Genomic DNA, 14988 nt, shown 5'->3' with positions numbered 1-14988 from the left:
TTGCCCCCTCATTCTAGGCGATGCTCTCCGCAGACGGCCTCCAGGATGCTCCGCACGGCCGGTTCGTCGTAATCATCACGGTGTCGACATGCCCTTTCCGTATACTGGGAGTGCTCGCCAAACCGTTCGAGGCGCCCACTCCCCCTGTTCGTTCAGGGGTGAGATGTGTCCGGCGGAGCCAATGAAGCCAATGTGCGTGTTTCGCGCTCAGTCGGCGGGTCAGAGATGGCCCGACGATTCCGATCAGAAGGGTCACTAAAGTGGCAGCTTTGCAATGGGATTCCATTGACAACACGGCGGTAGACACCGCCCGCCTCCTTGCAGCGGATGCGGTAGAGAAGGTCGGCAACGGCCACCCGGGAACGGCCATGAGCCTTGCTCCTGCCGCTTACCTGCTCTTCCAGAAGGTCATGCGCCGTGACCCGAGCGACCAGCACTGGCTCGGACGGGACCGCTTCGTGCTGTCCGTCGGTCACAGCTCGCTGACGCAGTACGTCCAGCTCTACCTCGGCGGATACGGGCTGGAGCTCGAAGACCTCAAGGCGCTCCGCACCTGGGGTTCGCTCACGCCCGGCCACCCGGAATACGGTCACACCGACGGCGTCGAGATCACCACGGGGCCGCTCGGCCAGGGACTCGCCTCTGCGGTCGGCTTCGCGTACGCCTCGCGCTTCGAGCGCGGCCTGCTCGACCCGGACACCGCACAGGGCAAGAGCCCCTTCGATCACTTCGTCTACGTGATCGCCGGCGACGGCGACCTGCAGGAAGGCATCACGAGCGAGGCATCCTCGCTCGCGGGCCACCAGCAGCTCGGCAATCTCATCGCCATCTACGACAGCAACCAGATCTCGATCGAGGACGACACGAACATCGCCTTCACCGAGGACGTCGCCAAGCGCTACGAGGCGTACCACTGGCACGTCCAGACGGTCGACTGGAAGAAGACCGGCGAGTACGTCGAAGACCTCCACGCACTCAACGACGCGATCGAAGCGGCCAAGGCCGAGACCGACCGTCCGTCGCTCATCATCCTCCGCACGATCATCGGCTGGCCCAGCCCGAAGAAGCAGAACACCGGAAAGATCCACGGTTCGGCTCTCGGCGCAGACGAACTCGCCGCGGTGAAGGAAGTCCTCGGCTTCGACCCGGCAGAGAGCTTCGTCGTCGCGGACGAGGTCCTCGCCCACACCCGCAAGGCCGTCGAACGTGGGCGTGCTGACCGTGAAGAGTGGCAGAAGGGCTTCGACGCCTGGTCAACGGCGAACCCGGACAAGGCAGCCCTTCTCGAGCGCCTCCTCTCCGGCGAGCTGCCCGACGGTGTCGAAGACGCCCTCCCTGTCTTCGAACCGGGCAAGGACGTGTCGACCCGTGCGGCATCCGGCAAGGTCCTCAATGCCCTCGGCCCCGTCATCCCCGAGCTCTGGGGCGGCTCAGCCGACCTCGCCGAGTCCAACAACACGACCATCGAGGGTGCTGCATCGTTCGTTCCGAGCGAGCACTCGACCCACGAGTGGACAGGCAACAAGCACGGCCGTGTGCTGCATTTCGGTATTCGTGAGCACGCGATGGGCGCCATCCTCAACGGCATCGCCCTTCACGGTCCGACCCGCTCGTACGGTGGAACGTTCCTGATCTTCAGCGACTACATGCGTCCGGCCGTCCGTCTGGCCGCGCTGATGAACGTGCCGTCGATCTTCGTCTGGACTCACGACTCCGTCGCACTCGGCGAAGACGGCCCGACGCACCAGCCGATCGAGCAGCTGGCAACGCTCCGTGCGATCCCGAACCTCGCCGTCGTCCGCCCCGGCGACGCGAACGAGGTCGGTTACGCCTGGCAGGAGATCCTCGCCCGCCGGGGTGGCCCTGCAGGCATCGCCCTGACCCGTCAGAACATCCCCGTGTTCGAGCGTGGCGAAGGTGAAGCCTCCGGTGAGACCTTCGCGGCGGCATCGAACGTGTCCAAGGGCGCGTACATCCTCGCCGAGGCGCCGAACGGCACGCCAGACGTGATCCTCATCGCCACCGGCTCAGAGGTGCACCTCGCTGTCGAAGCGCGTGAAGCGCTCAAGGCCGACGGCGTGAACGCCCGTGTCGTCTCGGTCCCCTGCCTCGAATGGTTCGAAGAGCAGGATGCCGCGTACCAGGAGAAGGTCCTCCCCCGTGCGATCACCGCCCGGGTATCGGTTGAGGCCGGACTTGCGTTGACCTGGAGGGACATCGTCGGAGACGCCGGCCGCTCCGTGTCGATCGAGCACTTCGGAGCATCCGCCGACTACAAGACGCTGTTCCGCGAGTTCGGCATCACCACTGAAGCCGTCGTCGCCGCCGCAAAAGAATCGCTCGGCAAGTAGCGCCGGGCACAAGGAGAAGAACATGACTGAATCCACCCCCACCGCCCAGCTCTCCGCCGCCGGCGTCAGCATCTGGCTCGACGACCTGTCCAGAGGCCGCATGGACTCCGGCAGCCTGCAGCAGCTCATCGACACCCGCAACGTCGTCGGCGTCACCACCAACCCGACGATCTTCGCCGGTGCCCTCAGCAACGGCGAGAGCTACGCGGAGCAGGTCTCCGAGCTCGCAGCTGCGGGCAAGGATGTCACCGAGTCGGTCTTCGAGATCACCACGGCTGACGTCTCCCGTGCAGCAGACATCTTCCGGCCGGTCTACGACGCCTCCAACGGCTTCGACGGCCGGGTCTCGATCGAGGTCGAGCCGAACCTCGCCCACGACGCCGCAGGCACCATCAGCGAGGCGAAGCAGCTGTGGGCGAAGATCGACAAGCCCAACGTGATGATCAAGATCCCGGCGACCATCGCCGGCCTCGAGGCCATCACCGCCACGATCGCCGCGGGCATCAGCGTCAACGTGACCCTGATCTTCAGCCTGCAGCGTTACCGCGAGGTCATGAACGCGTACCTCACCGGTCTCGAGCAGGCGAAGGCGGCAGGGATCGACCTGTCGACCATCCACTCGGTCGCCTCCTTCTTCGTGTCGCGCGTCGACACCGAGATCGACAAGCGGCTCACGGCCATCGGCACCGACGAGGCACTCGGCCTCAAGAGCAAGGCCGGCGTCGCGAACGCGCAGCTCGCCTATGAAGCGTTCGAGCAGATGTTCGCGTCCGAGCGGGCCGCTGGCCTTCTCGCGGCTGGCGCCAACAAGCAGCGCCCGCTCTGGGCCTCGACCGGTGTGAAGGACCCGAGCCTTCCCGACACGCTGTACGTCACGCAGCTCGTCGCAGACGGTGTCGTGAACACCATGCCCGAGAAGACCCTCGAGGCGACGTTCGACCACGGCCAGATCGACGGCGACAGCGTCACCGGCTCGTACGACGAAGCCAACAAGGTCCTCGACAAGCTCGCCGGCCTCGGCATCTCGTACGACGAGGTGACCGCTCTCCTGGAGAAGGAGGGCGTCGAGAAGTTCATCGTGTCATGGGACGAGCTGCTCGAGACGGTCACCGCAGCTCTGGCGGCCGCAAAATGAGCTTCAAGATCCACGTCTCCGGCGCCGCCAAGGCCGCCGTCGACGCGGTGGTCCCCACCCTCGTGACCGACATGGTCGCGTCGGGGATCACCGGGCAGGACGCCGCGCTGTGGGGTCCTGCGGCTGAGGACGAAGCAGGCAAGCGTCTCGGCTGGACCGAGGCGACCACGGTCTCCCGCCCGCTCGTGGCCGAGATCGAGACGCTCCGCGCCGAGCTCACCGCAGCAGGGGTCGAGCACATCGTCCTCGCAGGCATGGGTGGCTCGTCGCTCGCGCCAGAGGTCATCACGCGGACGCTCGGCGGGAACCTCACGGTTCTCGACTCGACCGCCCCCGGCCAGGTCCTCTCCGCACTGGCCGACCGGCTGGAAGCATCCGCCCTCGTCGTGTCGTCCAAGTCTGGCTCGACCGTCGAAACCGACAGCCAGCGTCGGGCATACGAGAAGGCGTTCACCGACGCGGGCATCGACCCGCGCGGCCGCATCATCGTGGTCACAGACCCGGGCTCGCCGCTCGACGCGTCCGCGCGTGAAGCGGGTTACCGTGTCTTCAACGCCGACCCGAACGTCGGAGGCCGGTACTCGGCTCTCACGGCATTCGGACTCGTCCCCTCCGGACTTGCCGGAGTGGATGTCGGGGCGCTCCTCGACGAGGCAGACTCGGTCGCCGTCGAACTGTCGATCGATGACAAGCACAACCCGGGGCTCATCCTCGGTGCCGCCATCGCCGGCACGTCGCCGTTGCGAGACAAGCTCGCCATCGTCGCAGACGGAACCCACATCGTCGGGTTCGCCGACTGGGCCGAGCAGCTCATCGCCGAATCGACGGGCAAACAGGGCACAGGTCTTCTGCCCGTCGTGGTGGACACCGTGGCCCCGGAGATCTCCGGTTCGTACGACGACGTCCAGGTTGTCCGTCTCGTGGACGACGCGGGAACGCTGCACCTGTTCCCGCACGACCGCCACAAGGGCGAGATCCTCGTGTCGGGCACCCTCGGAGCGCAGATCCTCGTCTGGGAGTACGCCACAGTCATCGCCGGCCGCATCCTCGGGATCAACCCCTTCGACCAGCCGGACGTCGAGTCTGCGAAGATCGCGACCCGTGGCCTGCTGGACGCCCGCCCGGAGCCCACCGCTCCCCTGTTCGTTGAGAACGGCATCGAGGTGCGCGGCGACGCCGACGTCCTCGCCGGGGTCTCGACGGTCAAGGAAGCCATCGACGCTCTGATCGGCCGACTCGATGACAACGGCTACCTCTCGGTGCAGGCATACGTCGACCGTGTCGCGCTTCCTCAGCTCGAGGGTGTCCGCGGCATGCTCGCCGGAATCGCCGGTCGCCCGGTCACGTTCGGCTGGGGCCCGCGCTTCCTGCACTCCACGGGGCAGTTCCACAAGGGCGGACCCGCTGTCGGCGTCTTCCTGCAGATCACCCAGGAATCACCGGTCGACCTCGAGGTCCCCGGCCGCCCGTTCACCTTCGGCCAGCTGATCCAGGCCCAGGCACAGGGTGACGGCAGCGTTCTCGCGGATGCCGGTCGCCCGGTCGTCACGTTGAACCTGACCGACCCTGACAACAACATCGTGTCACTGTTCGAGGCGATCAACTAGCTCACGCTGGTTGGTCCGCCGTTACCGAGGAGCCGTATGTCCCCCGTGGATATCACCCCGGAGTTCAACCCGCTGCGGGTGGATTCCGATCGCCGACTGAACCGCATCGCCGGGCCGAGCGGCCTCATCATCTTCGGCGTGACAGGTGACCTGTCTCGCAAGAAGCTGATGCCTGCCGTCTACGACCTGGCGAACCGCGGACTCCTTCCCCCCGGGTTCTCGCTGGTCGGGTTCGCCAGGCGGGACTGGGAGGACCAGGACTTCGAACAGGTCGTGCATGACGCCGTGAAGGCGTACGCACGGACGGAGTACCGGGAGGAGGTGTGGAAGCAGCTCGCCCAGGGCATCCGTTTCGTTTCGGGTGAATTCGGTGACGACGCGGCATTCGAGCACCTCAAGGAAACGGTGGAGAAGCTCGACGAGGAACGCGGAACGATGGGAAACCACGCGTTCTACCTCTCGATCCCGCCGAAGGCGTTCCCCGAGGTGACCGAGCAGCTTCGGCGCTCGGGCCTCGCGGACGCGAGCGAGGGCCAGTGGCGCCGAGTCGTCATCGAGAAGCCGTTCGGATCCGACCTGAAGACCGCCCGTGAACTGAACGCGGTCGTCGAGTCGGTCTTCCCCGCTGACTCCGTGTTCCGGATCGACCACTACCTGGGCAAGGAGACGGTGCAGAACATCCTGGCGCTGCGTTTCGCCAACCAGATGTTCGAACCGATCTGGAACTCGCACTTCGTCGACCACGTGCAGATCAGCATGGCCGAGGACATCGGAGTCGGCGGACGGGCCGGGTACTACGACGGAATCGGTGCCGCTCGCGACGTCATCCAGAACCACATCCTCCAGCTTCTGGCCCTCACCGCCATGGAGGAGCCGCTCTCGTTCGACGCCAAGGATCTTCGCGCAGAGAAGGAGAAGGTTCTCGCGGCGGTCAGCCTGCCCGAGGACCTCGGCACGGCCACGGCGCGCGGACAGTACGCCGGCGGGTGGCAGGGCGGCGAGAAGGTCCCCGGATTCCTCGAGGAAGACGGCATGGCCCCCGAATCGACGACCGAGACCTATGCAGCCATGCGGCTCGACATCAAGACCAGGCGCTGGGACGGCGTCCCTTTCTACCTGCGGGCAGGTAAGCGCCTCGGACGCCGGGTGACCGAGATCGCCGTGGTGTTCAAGCGCGCTCCCCAGTTCCTCTTCGCCGAGAGCCAGACCTCCGAGCTCGGCCAGAACGCCCTCGTGATCCGGGTCCAGCCCGACGAGGGTGTGACCATCCGTTTCGGCTCGAAGGTCCCGGGCGCAGGCACCCAGGTGCGCGACGTCACCATGGACTTCGGCTACGGGCACGCCTTCACCGAGGCCAGCCCCGAGGCCTACGAACGACTCATCCTCGACGTGCTGCTCGGCGACCCGCCGCTGTTCCCCCGTCACCAGGAAGTCGAACTGTCGTGGAAGATCCTCGACCCGATCGAAGAATACTGGGCCGCCCAGGGCGGACCGCTCGAACAGTACCAGCCGGGCTCGTGGGGTCCGGCATCCGCCGACGCGCTCCTCGCGCGCGACGGACGCACCTGGAGGCGACCATGATAGTCGATCTGCCCGACACAACGATCAGCAAGCTGTCGAAGAAACTCGTCACCCTGCGTGAGGACGGTGGAGCCGTCGCGCTCGGCCGGGTTCTCACGCTGGTCATCGTTTCCCAGTTCGGTGAGGAAGAGGAGGCCATCGAGGCCGCCAACGACGCCTCCCGCGAGCATCCGATGCGCGTTCTCGTGCTCTCCAGGATCCCCGATGACGCAGGGGAAGCCGAGAGAATCGATGCCCAGATCCGTGTCGGAGGCGATGCGGGGGCCAGTGAGGTCATCATCCTCCGCGCCTACGGCGACGCCGCGAGCAACGAGGAGAGCCTCGTCAACGGCCTCCTACTGCCCGACGCACCCGTCGTGGCCTGGTGGCCGATCGAAGCACCCGCAGACGTAGCGAAGACAGCCATCGGGCACATCGCCCAGCGCAGGATCACCGACGCCTCCGAACACGAAGACCCGCATGCAGCGCTCGTCGACCTGTCCGGCTCGTACGCGCCGGGTGACACCGACTTCGCCTGGACGAGGCTCACCCTGTGGCGGGCGCAGCTCGCAGCCGTTCTCGACCAGCCGCCGTACGAACCGGTGACCGGAGTGACCGTCTCCGGCGCGTCGGATTCGGCGTCGACGGTCCTCCTCGCCGCGTGGCTGCAGATGCAGCTCCAGGTCGAGGTGGTGCAGGAACTGACCCCGCGCGGTTCAGGTGATACCGGCATCCACGGCGTTCGGCTGTCCCGCGCGAGTGGCGACATCGTCCTCGAGCGCCCGTTCGACGCGATCGCCGAGCTCACGCAGCCGAACCAGCCGACCCAGGAGCTGACGCTGCCACGGCGCAGCCTCAGGGACTGCCTCGCCGAGGAGTTGCGCAGGCTCGACCCCGATCCGTTGTACGGTGAAGTGATCACCAAGGGTGTGCGACAACTCGGAGCCGAGACCGCCGCCGCGGAAAGGTAAGACTGAATGACCAACGAACGACGCGTGCTTGTACACTCAGACAGCGACGCCCTGGCCGCCTCCATCACAGCGCGGTTCCTGACGAAGACCGTCGACCTGCTGGATGAGAACGATCGGGTCAACATCGTGCTGGAGGGCGGGCGCATCGCCATCAAGGTCCTTGCCACCATCAACGCGTCTCCCGCTCGTGACAGCGTCGACTGGTCACGCGTCCACTTCTGGTGGGGTGACGAACGCTGGCTCCCGGCAGGCGATGCCGAGCGCAACGACGTGAAGGCGCGCGAAGCGCTGATCGACCACCTCGACATCCCCGCGGAGAACGTGCACACCTGCCCGGCGTCCGGCGGGGAGCTCGACCTCGATCAGGCCGCGGCAGCGTATGCGGACGAGCTGGCGCGGCACGCGGACGGTGAAGGAGGACTCCCCCGCTTCGACATCACCTTCCTCGGTGTCGGGCCTGACGGCCACACGGCGTCCTTGTTCCCTGACCGCCCCGAGGTGCTCGAACGCGACGCCACCGTCGTCGCCGTGCGTAACTCCCCCAAGCCTCCCGCTGAGCGGATCAGCCTGACCCGTCCGGCGATCAACTCGTCACAGCGGATCTGGGTGGAGCTGTCAGGAGCAGACAAGGCGTCGGTTCTCGGACTCGCCCTGGCCGGCGCTGCGTACACAGAGGTTCCGATCGCCGGGATGAAGGGGCGCAAGCGCACCGTCTTCTTCGTCGACTCGGATGCTGCGTCCGAGGTCCCCGAAAGCCTCATCGCTCCGACCTACTGACACCGAACACGAGAAGAGCCCCTGTCGAATCGACAGGGGCTCTTCTCGTGCTCCGGCAAGCCGGAACGAAGTGCTACTGGGCTGACGCGGTTCCGCGGCGGGCGCGCAGCTGTTGCAGTGCCTCATCGAGAAGGGCTTCCGCCTCTTCCTCGGTGCGACGCTCCTTCACATAGGCCAGGTGAGTCTTGTACGGCTCCAGCTTGGCGACCTCGGGCGGGTTGGCCCTGTCACGCCCTGCAGGCAGGCCGGAAGACGGGCTGTCGATGATCTCGGGGATCTCCTCGTCTGGGAGGCTCGCAGCGAAATGCCGAACCGTCTCATTCCCGAGGATGTCCCAGTACGACACCGCTACCCGTTCCGCATGGAAACCGTGATCCTGTTCACCCATGGGGCCAGCCCCGACGCGTGAACCGCGAATTGCGCTACCTCCGGCAGCCATATGTCCTCCTACGCGCCCGAGGTGAACTTGGTGATGAGACCAAGCGCCACGATCGAGCTGAACCAAACGAGACTGAGTACGACCGTGAACCGGTTGAGGTTACGCTCGGCGACTCCGGACGAACCGAGGCTCGATCCCATGCCACCGCCGAACATATCCGACAGCCCACCGCCGCGCCCCTTGTGCAAGAGGATGAGGAATGTGAGCAGGAGGCTCGTGATACCGAGCACCACCTGCAGAACGACCTGAAGTATCTCCACAAAGGACCTTTCATGTGGCGGCCATGGAGTTCCATGAACCGCCCTCAATTATAGCGTGAGCGTGCGGGTGCTACAGTCCCACGTGCTTCTGGTAGCGCACGATGCTCGTGAACTCGTTCAGGTCGAGGCTGGCACCGCCGACGAGAGCACCATCGACGTTTGGTTCCCGCATGAATCCGGCGATGTTGGATGCCTTCACCGAACCACCGTAGAGGATGCGGGTCTTCGCGGCGACGTCATCACCGAGCGTCTCGACGAGGACGGCACGCAGAGCTGCAGCGACCTGTTCGGCCTGCTCAGGCGTTGCTGCCTGGCCGGAGCCGATGGCCCAGACCGGCTCGTACGCCACGACGATGTCCACCGTAGACGAGATCCCGGCGAGTGCCGCACGAAGCTGGGCGACGGGAACGGCGCTCGGGCCGTGCGTCTCCAGGTCTTCGGCGGTCTCCCCGACACAGATGATCGGAGCAAGGTTGTGCTTGAGCGCTGCGGTGACCTTTGCGGCGACGTCGTCGTCGGACTCACCGTGCAGCGTACGCCGCTCGGAGTGCCCGATGATCACGTAGCGGCAGTCGAGCGCTGACAGGAACGCGCCGGAGATCTCCCCCGTGTACGCACCTGAGTCGTGCGCTGACAGGTCCTGCGCTCCGAAGGCGATCGGCAGCTTGTCCGCCGAGACGAGCGTCTGCACGCTGCGCAGGTCGGTGTATGGCGGGAACACCGCCACCTCGACCGTGGACACGTCGTGCTTGGCGTCTGCGAGACCCCAGGCGAGTTTCTGAACGAACGCGATCGCCTGGAGGTGGTCCAGGTTCATCTTCCAGTTCCCAGCGATGAGCGGGGTCCTGCGTACTGACGAGGTCACTGTTGCCATCCCAAAATCTCCAGTCCGGGAAGCCGCTTGCCCTCGAGGAACTCGAGACTCGCGCCACCTCCGGTCGATATGTGTCCGAATTGATCGTCATCGAAGCCGAGTGCCCGAACCGCAGCTGCGGAATCTCCTCCGCCGACGACGCTGAGGCCGTCGACCTCGGTGAGGGACTGGGCGACCGTCTTCGTTCCTGCGGCGAACGGTGCGAGCTCGAACACGCCCATCGGGCCGTTCCAGAACACCGTCTTCGATGAACGGATGATCCCGGCGAAGCGGGCGGCTGTCTCCGGTCCGATGTCCAGGCCGAGGCCAGACGCACCGAACGGGGTGTCCTCGATCGCGTCAGCGGGCTGGACGACGTGGTCGGCGTCAGCGCTGAACGACGCGGCCACGACGACATCCGTCGGGAGTACGATCTCGACGCCGAGCTTCTCGGCTTCGGACAGGTACCCCTTCACGGTGTCGATCTGGTCTTCCTCGAGCAGGCTCGAGCCGACCTTGTGCCCCTGCGCTGCGAGGAACGTGAACAGCATCCCTCCGCCGATGAGGAGCGTGTCGACCCGGGGAAGCAGGTGTCCGATGACACCGAGCTTGTCCGACACCTTCGAACCGCCGAGGACGACCGCGTACGGGCGCTCAGGCGATTCGGTGAGGCGGTCGAGGACATCGAGCTCGGTGGAGATGAGCAGGCCGGCCGCACTCGGCAGGAGCTTGGGCAGCTCGTAGACGCTCGCCTGCTTGCGGTGGACGACTCCGAACCCGTCTGAGACGAAGGAATCGCCGAACGCGGCGAGCTTCTCTGCGAAGGCGGTGCGCTCGGATTCGTCCTTGCTCGTCTCTCCCGGGTTGAAGCGGAGGTTCTCGAGAACGGCGATGTCACCGTTCCCGAGGGAGTCGACGGCATCCTGAGCGGCCTGGCCGACGGTGTCGGAGGCGAACGTGACGGCTGAGCCGAGGAGTTCGGACAGGCGCTGCGCCACAGGGGCGAGGCTGTACCTGTCGTCCGGTGCGCCATCGGGCCTGCCCAGGTGGGAGACGACGACGACGCGTGCGCCCTGGCTGAGCAGGGCGTTCAGAGTGGGAAGCGACGCCCGCACGCGCCCGTCGTCGGTGATGACCCCGTCCTTGAGAGGAACATTGAGGTCACACCTGACGACGACGCGCGTGCCGGCGAGCGAGCCCAGCGATTCGAGTGTACGAAGCGACACGGCTTGGTGATCGTCTCTAGAGACGGTCTGCGACGTACTCGGTGAGGTCGACGAGACGGTTGGAGTAGCCCCATTCGTTGTCGTACCAGCTCACCAGCTTGACCTGGTTGCCCATGACACGCAGCAGGCCGGCGTCGAAGATCGACGAGTGCGGGTCGGAGACGATGTCGCTCGAGACGATCTCGTCTTCGGTGTACTTGAGGATGCCCTTGAGCGGTCCCTCTGCTGCAGCCTTGTACGCGGCCTTGATTTCCTCGACGGTGACGGGGCGCGACGACTCGACCGTGAGGTCGGTGATCGAACCGGTCGGCACAGGAACGCGCAGCGCGAAGCCGTCGAGCTTGCCCTTGAGCTCGGGTAGGACGAGGCCGATGGCCTTCGCTGCACCGGTCGAGGTCGGGACGATGTTGACAGCGGCGGCACGGGCACGACGCAGGTCGCTGTGCGGGCCGTCCTGGAGGTTCTGGTCAGCGGTGTACGCGTGAACGGTGGTCATCAGGCCGCGTTCGATACCGAACTCATCGTTGAACACCTTGGCGAGCGGCGCGAGGCAGTTCGTCGTGCAGGAGGCGTTCGAGATGATGTGGTGGTTTGCCGGGTCGTACAGGTCCTCGTTGACGCCGATGACGAAGGTGGCGTCTTCGCCCGTTGCCGGTGCGGAGATGAGGACCTTCTTGGCGCCTGCGGCGATGTGCTTCTTCGCGTCGACGGCCTTGGTGAAGAAACCGGTGGACTCGATGACGATGTCGACACCCAGTTCACCCCAGGGGAGGTTGGCCGGGTCGCGCTCCGAGAAGACCTTGATGGCCTTGCCGTCGACCGTGATCTTCTCTTCGTCGTACTCCACTGTGGCGTCGAGGCGCCCGTTGATGGAGTCGTACTTCAGAAGGTGGGCGAGGGTCTTGTTGTCGGTGAGGTCGTTGACCGCGACAATTTCGAGGTCGCTGCCCTTGGCGAGAGCTGCGCGGAAGTAGTTACGGCCGATGCGGCCGAACCCGTTGATACCGATCTTTACGGACAAGGATCTCTCCTGTTGCTGAGGCGCCGAAGCGCGTGTTTGTTGTGCAGTTGTGGTCGGAAGAAGGGAAAGGTCGTCCGGGTGAACCCCGGACGACCTCGTCGGTTATGACAGTAGCAGCAGCCCGGAGGTCTTCTCGCGAGCCGTCACGAAACGTTCAGAGACGTTCTCCCAGTTGGTGATGTTCCAGAACGCCTTGACGTAGTCGGCACGGACGTTCTTGTAGTCGAGGTAGTAGGCGTGCTCCCAGACGTCGAGAAGCAGGACGGGGACGGTGCCCGCGGCGAAGTTCGACTGCTGGTCGAAGAACTGCTGGACGATGAGCTTCTGCCCGATCGAATCCCAGACGAGGGCGGCCCATCCTGAGCCCTGCACGCCGAGCGCTGCAGCGGTGAAGTGGGCGCGGAACTTGTCGAACGAACCGAAGTTGTCGTCGATCGCAGCGGCGAGTTCGCCGGTGGGCTTGTCTCCGCCGTTGGGCGAGAGGTTGGTCCAGAAGATCGAGTGGTTGACGTGTCCGCCCAGGTTGAACGCGAGGTCCTTCTGGAGCTTGTTCACGTTGGCGAGGTTGTCCGAGTCGCGAGCTTCAGCGAGCTGTGCGAGGGCGGTGTTCGCACCAGTCACATATGCCTGGTGGTGCTTCGAGTGGTGCAATTCCATGATGGCCCCAGAGATGCTCGGCTCGAGTGCCGAGTAGTCGTAACCGAGGTCAGGGAGGGTGTAATCAGCCATTGTTTCTCTCCTCTTCTTGTGCCGCTGGCCGCTGTTGGCGCGGCTGTGAACGACCTTTCCAGTCTAGTCAGGTCGTTCAGGACATCGGCGCGTGCGTGCCAACTGTGACAGATCAGACGTCGTCGAGGTCAGGCGGCAGGTTCGCATCCGTGCCGGGGAGCCCGAGGTCCTGTGCCCGTTTGTCTGCCATGGCGAGGAGGCGACGGATCCGGCCGGCGATGGCATCCTTCGTCATGGGCGGGTCGGCGTGGTGACCGAGCTCGTCGAGGCTCGAGTCCCGGAATCGCAGGCGGAGCTCCCCCGCGTACCTGAGGTGCTCGGGGATGTCGTCTGCCAGGATCTCCATGGCGCGTTCGACCCGCGCGCACGCCGCGACTGCTGCCTGTGCCGAGCGGCGCAGGTTGGCGTCGTCGAAGTTGACGAGGCGGTTGGCTGTCGCCCGGACCTCACGACGCTGCCGGAGGTCCTCCCACGCCTTCACGGTGGCATGAGCTCCCATGAGCACGAGCATGGCGCTGATCGCTTCGCCGTCACGGATGACGACACGGTGCACACCGCGGACCTCTCGCGCTTTCGAGGCGACGCCGAGGCGACCTGCTGCGCCGACGAGCGCCATGGCCGATTCGTTGCCCGGGCAGGTGATCTCCAGTGCGGCGGAGCGGCCGGGATCGGTGAGGGTGCCCGCTGCGAGGAACGCGCCGCGCCACACGGCGGCGAGCTCGGCCCTCGTGCCCGTTGTGAGCCGGTTGGGCAGGCCGCGGATCGGGCGGCGTCGTGCGTCGAGCAGTCCGGTCTGCCTGGCGAGAGTCTCCCCGCCGTCCTGGACCCGCACGAGATAGCTCTCCCCGCGGCGGGTGCCTGAGCCGCTGATCATGCTGACTTCGCTGCGGACGCCGTACAGTTCGGCGAGATCCTTGCGGATGCGACGGGCCAGCTGCGGAGTGTCGAGTTCGCTCTCAATGGCGATGCGACTCGAGATGAGGTGGAGTCCGCCGCTGAAGCGCAGGATCGAGGTGAGCTCCGCTGCCCGCACGGCCGTCTTCGCTTCCACGATTCCGGCCAGTTCTTCTTTGACCTCAGCAGTCAGTGCCAATCGTTGTCCCATCTCGTGTGTTCATGTGTGATCGTCTGTGCCGCTGGTCTACTCGCGACCGAGGTCGCGATGCTTGACGCTGACGGCGACACCGGGCTGCTCAGCGAGTTTGTCGGCGAGCTGCAGTGCGAGCGCGACCGAGCGATGCTTTCCGCCGGTGCACCCGATTGCGAAGGTGGCGAATCGTTTGTTCTCCCGCTGGTAACCGGCAAGAACCGGTGCGAGTGCCGCGGCATAGCTGTCCAGGAACTCCCTGGCGCCCGGCTGGTTGAGTACGAAGTCGCTGACTTCGGCGTCCAGTCCAGTATGCGCCCGCAAGTCGGGAACCCAAAACGGGTTGGGCAGGAACCGGGCGTCAGCGACAGTGTCCGCGTCAGAGGGAAGGCCGTACTTGAAGCCGAAACTCATCACTGTGAGTTTCACGCCCGGCGTGCCCTCAGCGGCGAACAGCTCGGATGTCTTCGTGGCCAGCTGGTGCACGTTGAGGTCGGAGGTATCGATGACGATGTCGCTGGATTCACGGATGGTGGCGAGCCTGGCACGCTCACTGGTGATTCCGTCGAGGATGGTGCCGCCGCCCTGCAGCGGGTGCGGGCGACGCACCGCGTCGAACCGGCGCACGAGTGCGGCATCCGTAGCATCGAGGAAGACGACCCGGAGTTTCGTGCCCGAGCGCAGCGACTGGATCATCTGCTGCAGGTCGCTGAAGAAGTCACGGCCGCGGACGTCGACGACGGCAGCAATCCTGGGCAGAGCACCCTCGGCGCGTTCCGCCAGGTCGATCAGAGGCCTGAGCATCTGCGGAGGAAGGTTGTCGACCACGTACCAGTCCAGGTCTTCCAGGGCGTTGGCCACTGTGGAGCGGCCGGCACCCGACATGCCCGTGACGATCAAGACTTCCTGCTGAGGGATCGGCTGGTCCACCGGTTTCCTGCACTTTCGATTTGCTCGCGCAGCCTGATGCGG

Annotated in this window: 14 protein-coding genes; 6 read left to right on the top strand and 8 right to left on the bottom strand. The window is 65.6% G+C overall.

Annotated features, from left to right (window positions below; translation table 11 throughout):
- Positions 1-260 precede the first annotated feature (260 nt).
- The 6 genes from tkt to pgl are packed head-to-tail and all read left to right on the top strand — an operon-like array spanning position 261 to position 8401.
- The gene (gene tkt, locus AC1M2K_RS14530; protein WP_480241501.1) at positions 261-2351 is read left to right on the top strand and encodes a transketolase; all 2091 of its coding nucleotides are present in this window, start codon (positions 261-263) and stop codon (positions 2349-2351) included.
- A 22-nt stretch (positions 2352-2373) separates the two neighbouring features.
- The gene (gene tal, locus AC1M2K_RS14525; protein WP_480241500.1) at positions 2374-3486 is read left to right on the top strand and encodes a transaldolase; all 1113 of its coding nucleotides are present in this window, start codon (positions 2374-2376) and stop codon (positions 3484-3486) included.
- Positions 3483-5093 carry a glucose-6-phosphate isomerase gene (locus tag AC1M2K_RS14520; protein ID WP_480241499.1) on the top strand — a complete coding sequence of 537 codons (1611 nt, stop codon included), beginning with the start codon at positions 3483-3485 and terminating at the stop codon, positions 5091-5093. Before tal ends, AC1M2K_RS14520 begins: the two co-directional genes overlap by 4 nt.
- Before the next feature lie 36 nt (positions 5094-5129).
- Positions 5130-6674 carry a glucose-6-phosphate dehydrogenase gene (gene zwf, locus AC1M2K_RS14515; protein WP_480236449.1) on the top strand — a complete coding sequence of 515 codons (1545 nt, stop codon included), beginning with the start codon at positions 5130-5132 and terminating at the stop codon, positions 6672-6674.
- A complete protein-coding gene (locus AC1M2K_RS14510; RefSeq protein WP_480241498.1) occupies positions 6671-7624 on the top strand; it encodes a glucose-6-phosphate dehydrogenase assembly protein OpcA in 954 nt (317 codons plus the stop codon). Before zwf ends, AC1M2K_RS14510 begins: the two co-directional genes overlap by 4 nt.
- 6 nt (positions 7625-7630) lie before the next feature.
- Positions 7631-8401: a 6-phosphogluconolactonase gene (gene pgl / locus AC1M2K_RS14505; protein ID WP_480236451.1), complete on the top strand. Its 771-nt coding sequence runs from the start codon at positions 7631-7633 to the stop codon at positions 8399-8401.
- 73 nt (positions 8402-8474) lie between these two features.
- Here the strand turns inward: pgl and AC1M2K_RS14500 are convergent, their stop codons facing one another.
- From AC1M2K_RS14500 to rapZ, 8 genes are all read right to left on the bottom strand, one after another.
- The gene (locus AC1M2K_RS14500) at positions 8475-8840 is read right to left on the bottom strand and encodes an RNA polymerase-binding protein RbpA (RefSeq protein ID WP_480236452.1); all 366 of its coding nucleotides are present in this window, start codon (positions 8838-8840) and stop codon (positions 8475-8477) included.
- A gap of 8 nt (positions 8841-8848) precedes the next feature.
- Positions 8849-9100 (bottom strand): preprotein translocase subunit SecG, encoded by a 252-nt coding sequence (gene secG, locus AC1M2K_RS14495; protein ID WP_480236453.1) that lies wholly within the window; start codon positions 9098-9100, stop codon positions 8849-8851.
- Between the two features lie 70 nt (positions 9101-9170).
- The gene (gene tpiA, locus AC1M2K_RS14490) at positions 9171-9974 is read right to left on the bottom strand and encodes a triose-phosphate isomerase (protein WP_480236454.1); all 804 of its coding nucleotides are present in this window, start codon (positions 9972-9974) and stop codon (positions 9171-9173) included.
- Positions 9962-11179, bottom strand: a complete 1218-nt coding sequence (locus AC1M2K_RS14485) for a phosphoglycerate kinase (RefSeq protein WP_480241497.1) — start codon at positions 11177-11179, stop codon at positions 9962-9964. Before AC1M2K_RS14485 ends, tpiA begins: the two co-directional genes overlap by 13 nt.
- Before the next feature lie 16 nt (positions 11180-11195).
- A complete protein-coding gene (gene gap, locus AC1M2K_RS14480) occupies positions 11196-12200 on the bottom strand; it encodes a type I glyceraldehyde-3-phosphate dehydrogenase (RefSeq protein WP_480236456.1) in 1005 nt (334 codons plus the stop codon).
- Positions 12201-12302: 102 nt separating this feature from the next.
- Entirely contained in the window at positions 12303-12929 is a 627-nt protein-coding gene (locus AC1M2K_RS14475) for a superoxide dismutase (protein ID WP_480236457.1), read from the bottom strand.
- 112 nt (positions 12930-13041) lie between these two features.
- Positions 13042-14022 carry a DNA-binding protein WhiA gene (gene whiA, locus AC1M2K_RS14470; protein ID WP_480236458.1) on the bottom strand — a complete coding sequence of 327 codons (981 nt, stop codon included), beginning with the start codon at positions 14020-14022 and terminating at the stop codon, positions 13042-13044.
- A 48-nt stretch (positions 14023-14070) separates the two neighbouring features.
- Positions 14071-14946 (bottom strand): RNase adapter RapZ, encoded by an 876-nt coding sequence (gene rapZ / locus AC1M2K_RS14465; RefSeq protein WP_480241496.1) that lies wholly within the window; start codon positions 14944-14946, stop codon positions 14071-14073.
- Positions 14947-14988: the final 42 nt, after the last annotated feature.

The sequence above is a fragment of the Mycetocola sp. Y171 genome, from assembly GCF_056713165.1.
The sequence above is the reverse complement of the archived record's forward strand: the minus strand, read 5'-3'. Positions and strand labels throughout refer to the sequence as shown.

Excerpts from the sequence above, each read along its gene's own strand:
- pgl (WP_480236451.1), top strand. The coding sequence starts at position 7,631 with ATGACCAACGAACGACGCGTGCTTGTACACTCAGACAGCGACGCCCTG.
- tal (WP_480241500.1), top strand. The coding sequence starts at position 2,374 with ATGACTGAATCCACCCCCACCGCCCAGCTCTCCGCCGCCGGCGTCAGC.
- AC1M2K_RS14510 (WP_480241498.1), top strand. The coding sequence starts at position 6,671 with ATGATAGTCGATCTGCCCGACACAACGATCAGCAAGCTGTCGAAGAAA.
- zwf (WP_480236449.1), top strand. The coding sequence starts at position 5,130 with ATGTCCCCCGTGGATATCACCCCGGAGTTCAACCCGCTGCGGGTGGAT.
- AC1M2K_RS14500 (WP_480236452.1), bottom strand. The coding sequence starts at position 8,840 with ATGGCTGCCGGAGGTAGCGCAATTCGCGGTTCACGCGTCGGGGCTGGC.
- tpiA (WP_480236454.1), bottom strand. The coding sequence starts at position 9,974 with ATGGCAACAGTGACCTCGTCAGTACGCAGGACCCCGCTCATCGCTGGG.
- AC1M2K_RS14475 (WP_480236457.1), bottom strand. The coding sequence starts at position 12,929 with ATGGCTGATTACACCCTCCCTGACCTCGGTTACGACTACTCGGCACTC.
- AC1M2K_RS14520 (WP_480241499.1), top strand. The coding sequence starts at position 3,483 with ATGAGCTTCAAGATCCACGTCTCCGGCGCCGCCAAGGCCGCCGTCGAC.